Raw genomic sequence first — 13,463 nt, forward strand, 5'->3', positions numbered from 1 at the left:
AGATGCTGGTCATCCCCGCAATCGATCTGAAGGAAGGCAAGTGCGTTCGCCTGCGCCAGGGGAACATGGACGATTCCACGGTGTTCGGCGAGGACCCGGTGGAGATGGCGAGACGCTGGGTGGACGCCGGGGCCGAACGCCTGCACATCGTGGACCTGGACGGCGCCTTCGCCGGCCAGCCGCGCAATGCCCAGGCGGTGCACGCCATCGCGAAGGCCTTCCCCGACCTGCCGATCCAGATCGGCGGCGGGGTGCGCGACGAGGACACGGTACAGGCCTACCTCGATGCCGGGGTCGAGTTCGTGATCATCGGCACCCGGGCGGTCAGCGCCCCGCACTTCGTGAACGACCTGTGTCTGGAGTTTCCCGGTCGCATTATCGTCGGGCTGGACGCCAAGGACGGCAAGCTCGCGGTGGATGGCTGGTCCAAGCTCTCGCACCACGACGTGATCGACCTGGCCCAGCACTTCGAGGCCGACGGCGTCGTGGCCTTCGTCTACACCGACATCGCCCGCGACGGGATGATGAAGGGCCCCAACGTGGAGGCCACCGCCCGCCTGGCGAGCAACGTGCGCGTGCCGGTGATCGCCTCCGGCGGTATCAGTTCACTGGACGACATCCGCAATCTGGCGGCGCGCGAGGAAGACGGCATCACCGGCGCGATCGTCGGCCGGGCCCTGTACGAGGGCGCCTTCACCCTGGAGGAGGCCCGCGCGGCCGCCGGGAGCTGAGATGCTCGCCAAGCGCATCATCCCCTGCCTGGATGTCGACGCCGGCCGCGTGGTCAAGGGCGTCAACTTCGTCGGCATCCGCGATGCCGGGGACCCGGTGGAGATTGCCCGGCGCTACAACGCGCAGGGCGCGGACGAGATCACCTTTCTCGACATCACCGCCTCCAGCGACGACCGCGAGACCATCCTGCACGTGGTCGAGGCGGTCGCGCGCGAGGTCTTCATCCCGCTGACGGTCGGGGGTGGCGTGCGCGCGGTCGAGGATATCCGCCGCCTGCTGAATGCCGGGGCCGACAAGGTCTCCATCAATACCGCCGCGGTGCACCGCCCGGAGCTGGTGCGCGAGGCCGCCGACTGGGTCGGCAGCCAGTGCATCGTGGTCGCGATCGACGCCAAGCAGGTCAGCACGGGGACTGAACCCCCGCGCTGGGAGGTCTTTACCCACGGCGGGCGCCGCGAGACCGGGCTGGACGTGGTCGAGTGGGCGCAGCGCATGGAGTCCCTGGGGGCCGGCGAGATCCTGCTGACCAGCATGGACCGAGATGGCACCCGCATCGGGTTCGATCTGGCCCTGACGCGCGCGGTCAGCGATGCGGTGGGCATCCCGGTGATCGCCTCCGGCGGCGTCGGTGAGCTCCAGCACCTGGTGGAGGGCGTGACCGAGGGCCATGCCGACGCCGTGCTGGCGGCCAGTATCTTTCATTTCGGCCAGCACACCGTGGGTGAGGCCAAGGACGCGATGGCGGCGGCCGGTGTGCCGGTGCGACCGAACGATGCCGAGGTGGCCACGCAATGACCGAGTCCGCGCCCAACCGTCCCGCCGGCGCCGAGGTGCTCGCCGCACTGGCCGAGGTCATCGAGCAGCGCCGTCAGGCCGACCCGGAGCAGTCCTATGTGGCGAAGCTCCACGCGCGCGGCCTGGACGAGATGCTGAAGAAACTGGGCGAGGAATCGGCGGAGACCCTGATCGCCGCGAAGAATGACGACACCGACGCCCTGGTGTCGGAAATGGCCGACCTGTGGTTTCATGCCCTGGTGGTGCTCGCGGCGCGCGGCCGGCACCCGGACGATGTCCTCGACGAACTGGCGCGACGTTTCGGCCTGTCGGGTGTCGCGGAGAAGGCCGCGCGCGAAACGAGTGGACGTCGCTCCGATCACTGATGATCTCCCGGCGGCCTTTGACTGGCTCCGGTAAAGCGTTCGTTCATGTTGCTCGGCTACACTGCGGTCACCGTGTCGGGTCCACGCGCCAGAGCAATCCGGGCGCGAGCATGTACATGACCCGGCGTGCCGCACAGTTGATTATGGGCCTGGCGCCGTTCAGGCTAACCCCAAAGTCGTTTTACCGGAGACAGAATCCATGGGTATCGGTGGTATCAGTATTTGGCAGCTCCTCATCATCCTGTTGATTGTCGTGCTGCTGTTCGGCACCAAGAAGCTGCGCAACATGGGCGGGGATATCGGTTCGGCGATGAAGAACTTCCGCCAGGCGGTCAAGGACCCCGACGCCGAAGAGAAGAAGGAAGGCGAAGACGGCGAGACGCGCGAGGTCGAGGACCAGACGGACGACAAGGGTCGCGTGGTCGACGCCGAGGTCAAGAAGAGCAGCGAAAAGGATTCCGACGCCTCGCAATCGGACAAGAAGTCCTGAGCCTCGCGCCCGGCGCGGTGGCCCGGCTCGAACGGCGGTAATCCATGTTCGATATCGGCTTCTGGGAAATCATCATCATCGTGCTGGTGGCGCTGCTGGTCGTCGGGCCGGAGCGGCTGCCCGGGCTTGCGCGCGAGATCGGGCGCTGGGTGGGCAAGACCCGGCGTTTCGTGCACAGCGTGCGCTCGGATTTCGAGCAGGAGCTGCAGACCGACGAGCTGCGCAAGATGCTGAAGAGCCAGGATCGCGAGATCCGCCAGCTCAAGAACATGATGGACGAGACCGAGACCAGCCTGCGCGAGGAGTTCGAGGACACCGAGCGTGGTCTGCGGGAGGACATCGAGGGTCAGCCGAAGACGGGCAAGCACCTCTCGGACTCCGAGCAGAAGGCGCTGGCCGAGAAGAAGCCGGCCAAGCCGGCGGTGCGCGACAAGCCTTCGATGCGCAGCCCCGACGCGGCGGTGCGCGGTGGCGACGATGAAACGCCGGATACCGACGCCGAAGCCGACGAACCGGCCGAGGTGCGCCGTGTGCCCACGCAGGGCGATCTGGACGGCAACCTGATGACCGACGACCCGGCGCTGGCCGCCGAGCAGAAGGCACGGGCGGCCGACGGGCCGCGTCCGGAGCGCAAGAAGCCGGCGGTGCGCGAACGCCGGACCCCGGATCCCGCGGACGAGGGCGCGCGCCCGGCGCGGGACTCGACGACCGACACCACTCACGACGACCAGACCCCTGACAAGCACTCATGAGCAAGACCAAACCGGGGGTCGAGCCGAGTCCGGAAGCCACCGAGACCCTGCTCACGCATCTGATCGAGCTGCGGGACCGCATCCTCAGGATGTTCATCGCCATCCTGGTGGTGTTCCTGATCCTGTTCCCGTTCGCCAATCCGATCTACACCTGGCTGGCCGATCCGCTGATGCAGCATCTGCCGGAAGGCACCAGCATGATCGCGATCGACGTGGCCGCGCCGTTCCTGATCCCGTTCAAGCTGACCCTGCTGCTGGCCGTGGTCCTCAGCATCCCGTACCTGCTGTACCAGGTCTGGTCCTTCGTGGCCCCGGGTCTGTACGCCCACGAAAAGAGCATGGCGCTGCCGCTGGTGGCCTCGTCCACCATGCTGTTCTACCTCGGGATGGCGTTCGCCTATTTCGTGGTGTTCCCGCTGATCTTCGCGTTCTTCACCGCCACCGCGCCCGAGGGCGTGTCGGTGATGACCGACATCTCGCGCTACCTGTCGTTCGTCATCATGCTGTTCATCGCCTTCGGCATTGCCTTCGAGGTGCCGGTGGCGACCATCCTGCTCGTCTCCATGGGGGCGACCACCCCGGCCAAGCTGGCGCAGAAGCGCCCCTACGTAATCGTCGGGGTGTTCCTGGTGGGGATGGTGCTCACCCCGCCGGATATCATCTCGCAGACCCTGCTGGCGCTGCCGATGTGGCTGCTGTTCGAGATCGGCCTGATCCTGTCGCGGATCATGGAGCGCAAGAAGGCCGAACGGCGCGCTAGCGCGGGCGGTGACGCGGACACGGGCGACGACGACGGCCCGGATGATGACGGCCCGGGTGGTGGCAAGCCGCGGGGTGGCGGCAGCGGCGGCGGATCGCGCAAGACGGCCGCGGCGAGTTCGGCGGCGACGGCATCCGGGACGACCGGGACCGCCGCCGGGGCGGGCGAAAGTGCCACGGCGGCCGCGCGTACCGGGTACACCCCGCTGACCGATGACGAAATGGATGCCGAGCTGGACCGCATCGAGGAAGAGCAGGCTGAACTGCGCCGCCAGCGGGCCGCCCGCGATTCCGGGGGCACGCCCGCCGGCTCTGGAGAGCAACCGGCGGTGTCCGGCACGGCGGGCGACGACACCCCGCCCGGCGCCGATTCGGACCCCGGGGACGCCTCAACCGAGGCGGATGACACGCAGCGCGATCGCTGAACCGGCCGGGGCACCCGCGATTTGTGCGGCCCGGCGCCCCGCCAAGCATCGGAAGTTGCTAAAATACCCGGGTAACCCATTGACCCAGGTAATGATCCCGCGATGGCCGATCCGCGTTCCACCCCCCGCCGCCCCGTCCTGCTGATCGTGATGGACGGAGTCGGCGTGAACCCCTCCAAGCTGAACAATGCCTACGCCGAGGCCGACACCCCGCGTCTCGACGAGTATCTCTCGACCCATACGCACACCACGCTGGATGCCTGTGGCCGCGCGGTCGGGCTGCCGGACGGGCAGATGGGCAACTCCGAGGTGGGGCACCTGACGCTGGGCGCGGGGACCGTGATCAACCAGGACCTGGTGCGCATCGACGACTCCATCGCCGACGGCAGCTTCTACGAGAACGACGCCCTGGTCAGCGCCGCCCGGGCGGCCGCCAACAACGACCTGCCCCTGCACCTGATCGGCCTGGTCTCCGATGGAGGCGTGCACTCGCACATCCGCCATCTGCGCGCCCTGGTCGAGATCTGCCAGCGCGAGGGCGCGCGGCCGATGGTGCACATGATCACCGACGGCCGCGACACCGCCCCGCGCTCGGCGCTGAACTACCTCGACCCGCTGGAGGAAGAACTGGCCAACGCCGGCGGCGCCATCGCCACGGTTTGCGGGCGCTATTACGCAATGGACCGTGACAAGCGCTGGAAGCGCACCGAGAAGGCCTTCCGTGCCATCGCCTATGCCGAGGGCGAGCCCGTCGGGTCCGCCCGCGAGGCCATCGAGGCCGCCTACGCGGCCGGCGAGGACGACGAATTCATCAATCCGCGCATCATCAACGGCGGCGCCCCGCTGGGCGAGGACGCGGTCTGCGTGCTGTTCAACTTCCGCAACGACCGCCCGCGCCAGCTCACCGCCGCCCTGGGCATGGACGACTTCGACGGCTTCGACCGTGGCGACTTCCACCCGGTGTCCGAGACCTGTCTGACCGAATACGATCCGCGCTTCCTGTCGCCGATCGCCTTCCCCCCGGAGCGCCCGTCGACCACCCTGGGCAGTACCATCGCCTCCGCCGGTATCCCGCAGTTCCATTGCGCCGAGACCGAGAAGTACGCCCACGTGACCTTCTTCTTCAACGGCGGCAAGGAAGAACCCTACGCCGGCGAACAGCGGGTGATGGTCCCCTCGCCGTCCGTGGATACCTACGACGAGCAGCCGGAGATGAGCGCGCGGGAGGTGGCCGACGAGACCATCCAGGCGATGCAGAGCGGGCGCTACGGGTTCATTCTGGTCAACTTCGCCAACGGCGACATGGTCGGACACACCGCCAAGCGCGAGGCGCTGATCCAGGCGGTCCAGACCCTGGACCAGGAGGTCGGTCGGGTCCTGGACGCCGCGCGGGAGCTGGAATACTCCGCGATCGTGACCGCCGACCACGGCAACTGCGACGAATACGTGGACCCGGTGACCGGCGCCCCGCACACCCAGCACACCATCTACCCGGTGATGTGCATGATCACCGACTCCCAGCGCTGGCGCCTGCGCACCGGCGGCGGCCTGGCCGATGTCGCCCCGACCGTGCTGGAACTGATGGGGGTGCCCAAGCCCGCCGCGATGGGTGGCCAGAGCCTGCTGCTCGAGGAAGTGCCAGAGTCCGCGTGAGCCCGATGATGCATACGCGCTACGCCGACATCCCGGCCTATGACACCAAGGACGGCTCCGAGATCCGCGAGCTGATGCACCCCGATGTGCACGGCAACGCCGCCCAGAGCCTGGCCGAGGCCGTGGTCGAGCCCGGTGCGATCACGCGCCTGCATCGCCACGCGCGCACCGAGGAGCTCTATCACGTCACCCGTGGCCAGGGCGAGATGCGCCTGGATGAGGCGACCTTCCCGGTGACGGTGGGTGACACGGTCTGCATCGCGCCCGGCACGCCGCATAACATCCGCAACACCGGCGCCGAGCCCCTGCATATCCTGTGCAGCTGCTCGCCGGCGTACTCGCACGACGACACCGAGCTCCTGTAGCCCGTTCTGCGGGCTCATCCGCACCCGTCCTTGTGAGGACCGCCGCCGTCGAAGCGGAAAGGCTGCGTTGAACGGCCGCGGGGCGAGCGAAGCGAGTAACCGCCGGCCGGAGCCACCGACGGGTGGGGCGGGCCGGCGGCTTTCTACCGCGCTGGGAGATTGCTTCGTCGGCTGCACCTCCTCGCAATGACGGAGGTGGACGCGGAAGCGGTGGTGCGCGTCTCCCTAAACGCCGTACTCGGCGCGGTAGGCGCGCAGGGCCTCCAGGTGTTCCGGCGCGCGGCCGGTCTCCTCGAGCATGCGGACCAGGTCGCCCAGCCGGGCGACGCGCACCACCTGCAGGCCCAGATCGGCCTCGACCTCCTGGATCGCGGAGCGCTCGCCGCGGCCGCGCTCCTCGCGGTCCAGAGCGATCGCCACGCCGACCGGGGTGGCCCCGGCGGCCCGGATCAGGTCCACCGATTCCCGGATCGCGGTGCCGGCGGTAATCACGTCGTCCACGATCAGCACCCGACCCTCCAGCGGGGCGCCGACGATGTTGCCGCCCTCGCCGTGGTCCTTGGCCTCCTTGCGGTTGAAGGCCCAGGGGCGGTCCATGCCGTGGTCGCGATAAAGCGCCTCGGTGACCGCGGCGGCCAGCGGAATGCCCTTGTAGGCCGGGCCGAACACCAGGTCGAACTCGATACCGGAATCCCTGATCGCCTGCGCGTAGAACTCGCCCAGCCGCGCCAGGTCCGAGCCGCGATTGAACAGCCCCGCGTTGAAGAAGTACGGGCTCACCCGTCCGGACTTCAGTGTGAACTCGCCAAAGCGCAGGACATCGCGTTGCAGGGCGTATTCCAGAAAGGCGTGGGCGGTCATCGGGGCGGCTCCGGTCGTGAAACGCCGTATTTTGACACACCCGCTTGCGGATCCGGCATCCGTGCGGTCCCGGGGCCTTTTCCGCGCCCGCGCGCACGGGTATTGTTCCCCGCCATGCGCATACTCTCGATGAACGCCAACGGCATCCGTGCCGCCGCCCGCAAGGGTTTCTTCGACTGGCTCCCGTCCACCGAGGCCGATGTGGTCTGCATCCAGGAGACCAAGGCCCAGATCCATCAGATCCAGGGCGAGCCGTTCCATCCACCCGGCTACCACAGCGTCTATGTCGACGCCGTGAAGCCCGGCTACAGCGGCGTGGCGCTGTACAGCCGACGCCAGCCGGACGAAGTCGTGACCCGCATCGGCTTCGAGGAGGCCGACAACGAGGGCCGCTATGCCGAGATGCGGTTCGGCAACCTGTCGGTGGTCTCGCTGTATCTGCCCTCGGGTTCCTCGGGCGACCACCGCCAGGACTCCAAGTGGCGCTTCCTCGAGTTCTTCCGCCCCTGGCTGGCGGAACGCATGCAGGACGGGCGTGAATGGGTCATCTGCGGTGACTGGAACATCGCCCACAAGGAGATCGACCTCACCAACTACAAGTCCAATCGCAAGAACTCCGGCTTCCTGCCGGAGGAGCGGGCCTGGCTGGACCACCTGTTCGACGAGATCGGCATGGTCGACGTGTTCCGCCGGCTGGACGGGCGCCCCGAGCAGTACACCTGGTGGTCCAACCGCGGCCAGGCCTGGGCCAAGAACGTGGGCTGGCGGATCGACTATCAGATTGCCACCCCAGGCATTGCCGCCACCGCGCGCGATCCGTACATCCACACCGACGACCGCTTCTCCGACCACGCGCCGTTCTGGATCGACTATGACTACCAGCCCTGACCGGGGCCTGTGCCGCGCATGACCGACGCCGCCGAAGCGCAACGGCCCCCGCGCCGCGACTGGCGTGCGGCCCTGGCGGTCTACCGCCATCCGCGGGTCATCGGCATGCTGATCCTCGGCTTTGCCGCGGGCTTGCCGCTGCTGCTGACCGGCGGCACCTTCACCGCCTGGCTGCGCGACCTTGGTGTGGAGCTGGCCTCCATCGGCTTCCTCTCCTGGGTCGGCATGGCCTACAGCATCAAGGTGTTCTGGGCCCCGGTGGTCGACCGCCTCGCCCTGCCGGTCCTGACCCGAGTGTTCGGGCGTCGCCGTGCCTGGATGCTGTTCGCCCAGGCCGTAATCATCCTGGGCCTGGCCGGGATCGCCCTGACCGACCCGACGGAGCAGCTCTGGCTGGTGGCCGTCTGGGCCGTACTCACGGCCTTCGGCGCCGCGACCCAGGACATCGCCATTGATGCCTACCGCATTGAGGCCGTCAGCCAGGAGCGCCAGGGCGCGATGGCCGCCGCCTACGTCTTCGGCTACCGCGTGGCCCTGCTGACCGCCGGGGCCGGGGCGCTGCATATCGCCGCGATCGGCAGCTGGAGCCTCTCCTACGGCGCGATGGCCACCCTGATGCTGGTGGGCGTCGTCTGCACGCTGATCGTCCGTGAGCCCGAGGTGGCCCGGCGCGACTCCGCCACGGCCCGACTCGAGGACCGCGTGGTCCACTACCTCAACAACACCTCCGATACGGGCTGGTGGCGTGACCTGAAGGCCTGGTTCATCGGCGCGGTGATCTGCCCGTTCGTCGAATTCTGGCAGCGCTTCGGGAAGATCGCCCTGGTGGTGATCGCCTTCATCGCCGTGTTCCGTATCAGCGATATCTTCATGGGCGTGATGGCGAACCCGTTCTACCTGGACATCGGCTTCACCAAGGACGAGATCGCCAACATCGCCGCCGCCTTCGGCCTGGCCATGACCCTGACCGGCGCGGCCCTCGGCGGCCTGCTGGTGGTGCGCTTCGGCATCATGCGCATGCTGCTCGCGACGGCGATCCTGGCCCCGCTGACCAACCTGACCTTCTCCTGGCTGGCCACGCTGGGCCCCGAGACCTATGGCCTGGTCTTCGCGATTATGGCCGACAATCTCTCCGGTGGCATGGCGATCTCGGTGTTCATCGCCTACCTCTCCAGCCTGACCAACAGCGCCTACACCGCGACCCAGTACGCCCTGTTCAGCTCCATCATGACCCTGCCGGGCCAGTTCCTCGCCGGCTTCACGGGCGTACTTGCCGAACACATCGGCTGGGTCTGGTTCTTCGCCAGCTCCGCCCTGATCGGCATCCCCACCATCCTGCTCGCCTTCGCCCTGATGCGCTGGGCCAATCCCGACCGCATGCCCCAGCCCGGACGTCCGGACCTCGCCGAGGCCCCCGCCCGCGACTAGCCGGCCGAACGCCTCGGGGCCGGACAGCAAAAAGCCCGCATCCGTGGATGCGGGCTCGGGTGATGCCAGCGGGCCGCCGGGTGGCGGCCGCGTACTCTCGTCCTAGAAGTAGTACCCGAAGTTGATGTTGACCCGGGCCTCCCAGTTGTCCTGCTCGTTGGCGCCCAGGCGGTCGCCGAACGGGTTGTCGCCGCGACGGTTTCCGCCGACGAATTCGTTGCCGTTGGAATAGGCCAGGTCCGTGTAGATGTACCAGTTACCCCGGGCCCAGGCTGCGCCCAGCACCAGCATGTCGCTGTTGTTGAAATCGCTCTCGCTCTTCACGATTGAGGACACCTCGGCGTACGGGATTACGTAGTCCAGCCACGGGATGTTGCTGGTTTCCTGGTAGTAACTGAGCGATACAGCCGGGATCCAGCCCTCGGCGGCCACGGTGTTGGGGAAGTCGTAGGCGCCCATCTGGACCAGCTTGTCGGTTCCCAGCGGCTGGTTCGCGTCCACGTCGAACTTGTAGTAGGTCAGCTGGCTGGCCAGGGTCCAGTTGCCCCAGTTGTTGACCATGTGGCCGGAGACCGCGTAATGGTCGCCATCACTCTGCGGACCCTTGCTCTTCAGCTCGCCGTATTGCGCGGAGAAACCGACGTCGGTATTTGCGTTCGGGATGCTGTAGATGCCGCGCACGTTGAACTGGTTGCGTTCTTCGTAGCCGTCGCCAGATTCGTTGACGACGTCATAGGAGTACCGCGCACTGTCCCGGGTGTCGCCCGAGTAGTGGCCTTCATCTCGCGCGTAATAGCCGAAGTCCCAGGTCCAGTCGCCCATCGGCATGGTGTACTTCACGCCGAGGTCCATGTCGTCGGACAGGCCCACGTAGTAGTGCTGGTCGAAGAACCAGCTCTGGGAGACACCGTAGGGGCCCGGGCCGAAGGGCACGCGGTTCACGCCCACTTGCAGCTGGCTCTCGTTCTCGAAGTTGTAGCCGACCCAGCCGGTGTGCAGCATGTTGTAGCCGTCATACCAGCGATACTCGAGCTTGCCGAGCCAGGGACCGTTCTCGTAGTCGAGGTTGATGCGGGCGGTGTCGAGAACGAAGTTACCGCCTTTGTCCCAGGAGCGCCGGTCGGAGTCGGGATAGTCGCCGACCACATAGTTCCCGCGCAGGGCGCCGCCGATCGACAGGTTGCCGACCTGGATGCTGTCGTATTCGGCGGCGGCGACATTCGGGCCCAGGAACAGGGCCAGGGCAACGGCACCGGACAGGGGTGCCAGGGTCCAGCTCATCGTCTTGTTCATTGCGATTCCTCTTCTGGTCAGGCGGTTCGGGTGTCGCCAGTGGCCTTACCGGGCGGACACGAAGTGCACGGTGCGTCCCGGGCTGAAACCGGTGGTCTGCGGACCACGCGGGCCGATGCGTTGTAAACACGATACGCACCCCCGGCGCACTGTGGTGTGACCACGACACCCGCCCCGTGTTCCTTTTCTCGCGCGAGGGCCTTCAGCCGACCGGCGCCCGGCGTACCGGGGCGGCCTTCTGGCTGGGGCAGGCTCCCCAATCCACTTGTTTAGAGCCCATGGCGGGATTTCGCCAGCCGGTGCGTAAGTTGCAATGGAACTATTTTTGTACAAAAATAACTAAACGAGTGATTCAATTGCGGGAAGTTTTGATGACATCCACCCAGGCCGTGCCCCAGGCACACGACAACGAATCCGGTGCCGTCGCCGGCACGAGTGGCGAGCCGGATCTGGCGCGTTCGGTGATCCGCCAGTTGCGGGTGATCATCCGCGCGCTGCAGGGGCACTCGCGGACGGTCGAGCGGGCCTGTGGGATCAGCGCCTCGCAGCTGTGGGCCCTGTGGGAGCTGCAGCGCACGCCGGGGCTTAACGTCAGCGACCTGTCGCGTCGGCTCTCGGTGCATGCCTCCACGACCTCCAACCTGCTGGACAAGCTGGAGCACCGCGGGCTGATCGAGCGCCGCCGTCCGGAAAAGGACCAGCGCATCGTGCGGCTCTATGTCACCGATGCCGGCCTCGAACTGCTGGACCAGGCCCCGGCCGCGCCGCAAGGCGAACTGAACCGGGCCCTGCAGTCGCTGCCGAAGGGGTGTCTGGAGGAACTCGACCAGAACCTCGACCTGCTGGTCGAGGCGATGAACACCACCGAGCCTCGGGCCTGGCTGCAACCGTTCGACGGCAAGGCCTGAGCCCGGGCCCGTCCGGAGGCTCCGATGCGCATCCTTCGCCCCCTCCTGCCCGCGCTGCTCTTCCTGCCGCTTGCGGTGGGCGCCCAGCCGGCCTTCGACGCCCCGCCGGAGCGCTCCACCGATGGCGGGTTCACCCTCGCCTGGGAGGCGGATGCGGCGGTGGTTCTGGAGCAGGCCTCGGGGCCGGATCACGCGGATGCCCGCGTGATCTACCAGGGCGGTGATACCAGCACCGTCATCAGCGGACTGCCCGATGGCGAGTACCGGTTCCGCCTGCGCGCCGCGGATGCGGATGCCTGGGCCGACCAGACCACCGTTACGGTGGAGCATCACAGCCTGGCCCGCGCCTTCGGCTTCTTCGCGGTGGGCGCGATCGTCTTCCTGGTCCTGATCGGGGCCATCCTGCGCGGGCGTCCGCGCGACTGATTCACCCGGTCCGTCCTGCCGATACGCTCGAGGCCCCGCCCTCGCGTAGCAGGGACGGACCCGTTTCCGGAGGGTTCCATGACGGATCTCAAGATCAACATGCAGCGCCTGCAACAGGACATCAACGACCTGGGCCAGATCGGCCGCGATGCCGACCGCGGCCTGCATCGCCGCGCCTTCAGCGAGGGCGACCGCGCCGGGCGCGAGTGGTTTCGCGGTCGCCTGGAGGCCGCCGGCCTGGACGTCTGGCAGGACGGTGCCGCCAACCTGCATGGTCGGCTGGACTATGACGGCAAGCGCCCGGTGGTCGCCATGGGCTCGCACCTGGACACGGTGCCCGGGGGCGGCCCGCTGGACGGGGCGCTGGGCGTGCTGATCGGGCTGGAGGTGCTGCGCACGGCCAAGGAGAACGCGGTCGATCTGCAGTACCCGCTGGAGGTGATCGACTTCACCGACGAAGAGGGTCGTTTCGGTGGCATGTTCGGCTCCCAGGCGATGGCCGGCAAGCTGACCCCGGAGAGTATCAGCCATGCCCGGGATCTCGAGGGCGTGACCCTGGTCGAGGCCATGGCCAACTGGGGCCTGAATGCCGACGACGCCCTGAGCGCACGGCGCGACCCGCACACCCTGCATGCCTTCATCGAGACGCATATCGAGCAGGGGCCGGTACTCGACCGGCGCGGCCTGAGCGTGGGCGTGGTCGAGGCGATTACCGGGTTGTTCAAGTGGGAGGTGCGCCTGAAGGGGCAGCCGAACCATGCCGGCACCACGCCGATGGACATGCGCATCGATGCCTTCCAGGGCCTGGCCGAGTTCGGCGGCGAGATCGATCGCCTGCTGGAGGAGCACGGCAGCCCGAATTCGCGTGCCACCATCGGGCGCGTAGAGCTCTCGCCCGGGGCGCCGAACACGGTGCCCGGGGTGGCGACCTTCTCCTTCGAGGTGCGCGATACCGACGAAAAGGTGCTGACCGCGCTGGCGCATGCGGCCCGTCGCACCCTGTCGAGCCTGGCCCGTCGGCGTGATCTGATGTTCGAGTTCGACGTGCTCTCCGAGATCGACCCGGTGCGCTGCGATCCCGGCATTGTGCAGACCATCGAGGCGCAGGCCGAGCGCATGGGTCTGGAGTACATCACCATGCCCAGTGGCGCGGCCCACGACACCCAGAGCATGAGCCGGATCACCCGTACCGGCATGATCTTCGTGCCGAGCCTCCAGGGGCGTAGCCATTCCGCCGCGGAATGGACAAACTGGGAGGACATCGAGATCGGCGCCAACGTGGCCCTGCAAAGTGCCCTGGCGCTGGCGGCCCGGCAATAAACC

Annotated in this window: 15 protein-coding genes; 13 read left to right on the forward strand and 2 right to left on the reverse strand. The window is 67.6% G+C overall.

Annotated features, from left to right (window positions below; translation table 11 throughout):
• The first annotated feature begins 2 nt into the window (after window positions 1–2).
• From hisA to D107_RS0105700, 8 genes are all read left to right on the forward strand, one after another.
• On the forward strand, window positions 3–731 hold the full coding sequence (gene hisA, locus D107_RS0105665; RefSeq protein WP_018879251.1) for a 1-(5-phosphoribosyl)-5-[(5-phosphoribosylamino)methylideneamino]imidazole-4-carboxamide isomerase: 729 nt from the start codon (window positions 3–5) through the stop codon (window positions 729–731).
• A gap of 1 nt (window position 732) precedes the next feature.
• Window positions 733–1,527 carry an imidazole glycerol phosphate synthase subunit HisF gene (hisF, locus tag D107_RS0105670; protein ID WP_018879250.1) on the forward strand — a complete coding sequence of 265 codons (795 nt, stop codon included), beginning with the start codon at window positions 733–735 and terminating at the stop codon, window positions 1,525–1,527.
• Entirely contained in the window at window positions 1,524–1,892 is a 369-nt protein-coding gene (locus D107_RS0105675; protein WP_018867645.1) for a phosphoribosyl-ATP diphosphatase, read from the forward strand. The genes hisF and D107_RS0105675 overlap by 4 nt, the downstream gene beginning before the upstream one ends.
• Window positions 1,893–2,091: 199 nt before the next feature.
• The gene (gene tatA / locus D107_RS0105680) at window positions 2,092–2,382 is read left to right on the forward strand and encodes a twin-arginine translocase TatA/TatE family subunit (protein WP_018867646.1); all 291 of its coding nucleotides are present in this window, start codon (window positions 2,092–2,094) and stop codon (window positions 2,380–2,382) included.
• A 44-nt stretch (window positions 2,383–2,426) separates the two neighbouring features.
• Window positions 2,427–3,134 (forward strand): Sec-independent protein translocase protein TatB, encoded by a 708-nt coding sequence (tatB, locus tag D107_RS0105685; protein WP_018879249.1) that lies wholly within the window; start codon window positions 2,427–2,429, stop codon window positions 3,132–3,134.
• Window positions 3,131–4,318, forward strand: a complete 1,188-nt coding sequence (gene tatC, locus D107_RS0105690) for a twin-arginine translocase subunit TatC (protein ID WP_018880956.1) — start codon at window positions 3,131–3,133, stop codon at window positions 4,316–4,318. Before tatB ends, tatC begins: the two co-directional genes overlap by 4 nt.
• Window positions 4,319–4,420: 102 nt before the next feature.
• Entirely contained in the window at window positions 4,421–5,971 is a 1,551-nt protein-coding gene (gene gpmI / locus D107_RS0105695) for a 2,3-bisphosphoglycerate-independent phosphoglycerate mutase (protein WP_018880957.1), read from the forward strand.
• A gap of 8 nt (window positions 5,972–5,979) precedes the next feature.
• A complete protein-coding gene (locus D107_RS0105700; RefSeq protein WP_026280347.1) occupies window positions 5,980–6,336 on the forward strand; it encodes a cupin domain-containing protein in 357 nt (118 codons plus the stop codon).
• A 225-nt stretch (window positions 6,337–6,561) separates the two neighbouring features.
• On the opposite strand, the gene pyrE is transcribed toward D107_RS0105700, so the two are convergent.
• Window positions 6,562–7,197 carry an orotate phosphoribosyltransferase gene (gene pyrE / locus D107_RS0105705; protein WP_018879245.1) on the reverse strand — a complete coding sequence of 212 codons (636 nt, stop codon included), beginning with the start codon at window positions 7,195–7,197 and terminating at the stop codon, window positions 6,562–6,564.
• Between the two features lie 114 nt (window positions 7,198–7,311).
• Between pyrE and D107_RS0105710 the strand changes: the two genes are divergently transcribed.
• Complete coding sequence (locus D107_RS0105710; protein ID WP_255349388.1) at window positions 7,312–8,085, forward strand: exodeoxyribonuclease III; 774 nt, start codon at window positions 7,312–7,314, stop codon at window positions 8,083–8,085.
• 18 nt (window positions 8,086–8,103) lie between these two features.
• Window positions 8,104–9,513 carry an AmpG family muropeptide MFS transporter gene (locus tag D107_RS0105715; protein WP_038035196.1) on the forward strand — a complete coding sequence of 470 codons (1,410 nt, stop codon included), beginning with the start codon at window positions 8,104–8,106 and terminating at the stop codon, window positions 9,511–9,513.
• A gap of 102 nt (window positions 9,514–9,615) precedes the next feature.
• Here D107_RS0105715 and D107_RS0105720 read toward each other — a convergent pair whose 3' ends face one another.
• Window positions 9,616–10,806, reverse strand: coding sequence for a hypothetical protein (locus tag D107_RS0105720; protein WP_018880959.1), 1,191 nt, complete (start codon window positions 10,804–10,806; stop codon window positions 9,616–9,618).
• A 371-nt stretch (window positions 10,807–11,177) separates the two neighbouring features.
• Here D107_RS0105720 and D107_RS0105725 point away from each other — a divergent pair, with 371 nt between their 5' ends.
• The 3 genes from D107_RS0105725 to D107_RS0105735 all read left to right on the forward strand — a co-directional run bounded on the left by D107_RS0105725 (window position 11,178) and on the right by D107_RS0105735 (window position 13,460).
• Window positions 11,178–11,714 (forward strand): MarR family winged helix-turn-helix transcriptional regulator, encoded by a 537-nt coding sequence (locus tag D107_RS0105725; protein WP_018880960.1) that lies wholly within the window; start codon window positions 11,178–11,180, stop codon window positions 11,712–11,714.
• Window positions 11,715–11,738: 24 nt separating this feature from the next.
• The gene (locus D107_RS0105730; RefSeq protein WP_018880961.1) at window positions 11,739–12,140 is read left to right on the forward strand and encodes a hypothetical protein; all 402 of its coding nucleotides are present in this window, start codon (window positions 11,739–11,741) and stop codon (window positions 12,138–12,140) included.
• Window positions 12,141–12,218: 78 nt separating this feature from the next.
• The gene (locus tag D107_RS0105735) at window positions 12,219–13,460 is read left to right on the forward strand and encodes a Zn-dependent hydrolase (protein WP_018867657.1); all 1,242 of its coding nucleotides are present in this window, start codon (window positions 12,219–12,221) and stop codon (window positions 13,458–13,460) included.
• Window positions 13,461–13,463: the final 3 nt, after the last annotated feature.

The organism is Thioalkalivibrio sp. ALE30, from assembly GCF_000377465.1.
Lineage (GTDB): Bacteria > Pseudomonadota > Gammaproteobacteria > Ectothiorhodospirales > Ectothiorhodospiraceae > Thioalkalivibrio.

Bases quoted from the DNA above. Each gene is read 5' to 3' on its own strand.
- hisA (WP_018879251.1), top strand. From the start codon at position 3: ATGCTGGTCATCCCCGCAATCGATCTGAAGGAAGGCAAGTGCGTTCGC.
- hisF (WP_018879250.1), top strand. From the start codon at position 733: ATGCTCGCCAAGCGCATCATCCCCTGCCTGGATGTCGACGCCGGCCGC.
- D107_RS0105675 (WP_018867645.1), top strand. From the start codon at position 1,524: ATGACCGAGTCCGCGCCCAACCGTCCCGCCGGCGCCGAGGTGCTCGCC.
- tatA (WP_018867646.1), top strand. From the start codon at position 2,092: ATGGGTATCGGTGGTATCAGTATTTGGCAGCTCCTCATCATCCTGTTG.
- tatB (WP_018879249.1), top strand. From the start codon at position 2,427: ATGTTCGATATCGGCTTCTGGGAAATCATCATCATCGTGCTGGTGGCG.
- tatC (WP_018880956.1), top strand. From the start codon at position 3,131: ATGAGCAAGACCAAACCGGGGGTCGAGCCGAGTCCGGAAGCCACCGAG.
- gpmI (WP_018880957.1), top strand. From the start codon at position 4,421: ATGGCCGATCCGCGTTCCACCCCCCGCCGCCCCGTCCTGCTGATCGTG.
- D107_RS0105700 (WP_026280347.1), top strand. From the start codon at position 5,980: ATGCATACGCGCTACGCCGACATCCCGGCCTATGACACCAAGGACGGC.
- pyrE (WP_018879245.1), bottom strand. From the start codon at position 7,197: ATGACCGCCCACGCCTTTCTGGAATACGCCCTGCAACGCGATGTCCTG.
- D107_RS0105710 (WP_255349388.1), top strand. From the start codon at position 7,312: ATGCGCATACTCTCGATGAACGCCAACGGCATCCGTGCCGCCGCCCGC.
- D107_RS0105715 (WP_038035196.1), top strand. From the start codon at position 8,104: ATGACCGACGCCGCCGAAGCGCAACGGCCCCCGCGCCGCGACTGGCGT.
- D107_RS0105720 (WP_018880959.1), bottom strand. From the start codon at position 10,806: ATGAACAAGACGATGAGCTGGACCCTGGCACCCCTGTCCGGTGCCGTT.
- D107_RS0105725 (WP_018880960.1), top strand. From the start codon at position 11,178: ATGACATCCACCCAGGCCGTGCCCCAGGCACACGACAACGAATCCGGT.
- D107_RS0105730 (WP_018880961.1), top strand. From the start codon at position 11,739: ATGCGCATCCTTCGCCCCCTCCTGCCCGCGCTGCTCTTCCTGCCGCTT.
- D107_RS0105735 (WP_018867657.1), top strand. From the start codon at position 12,219: ATGACGGATCTCAAGATCAACATGCAGCGCCTGCAACAGGACATCAAC.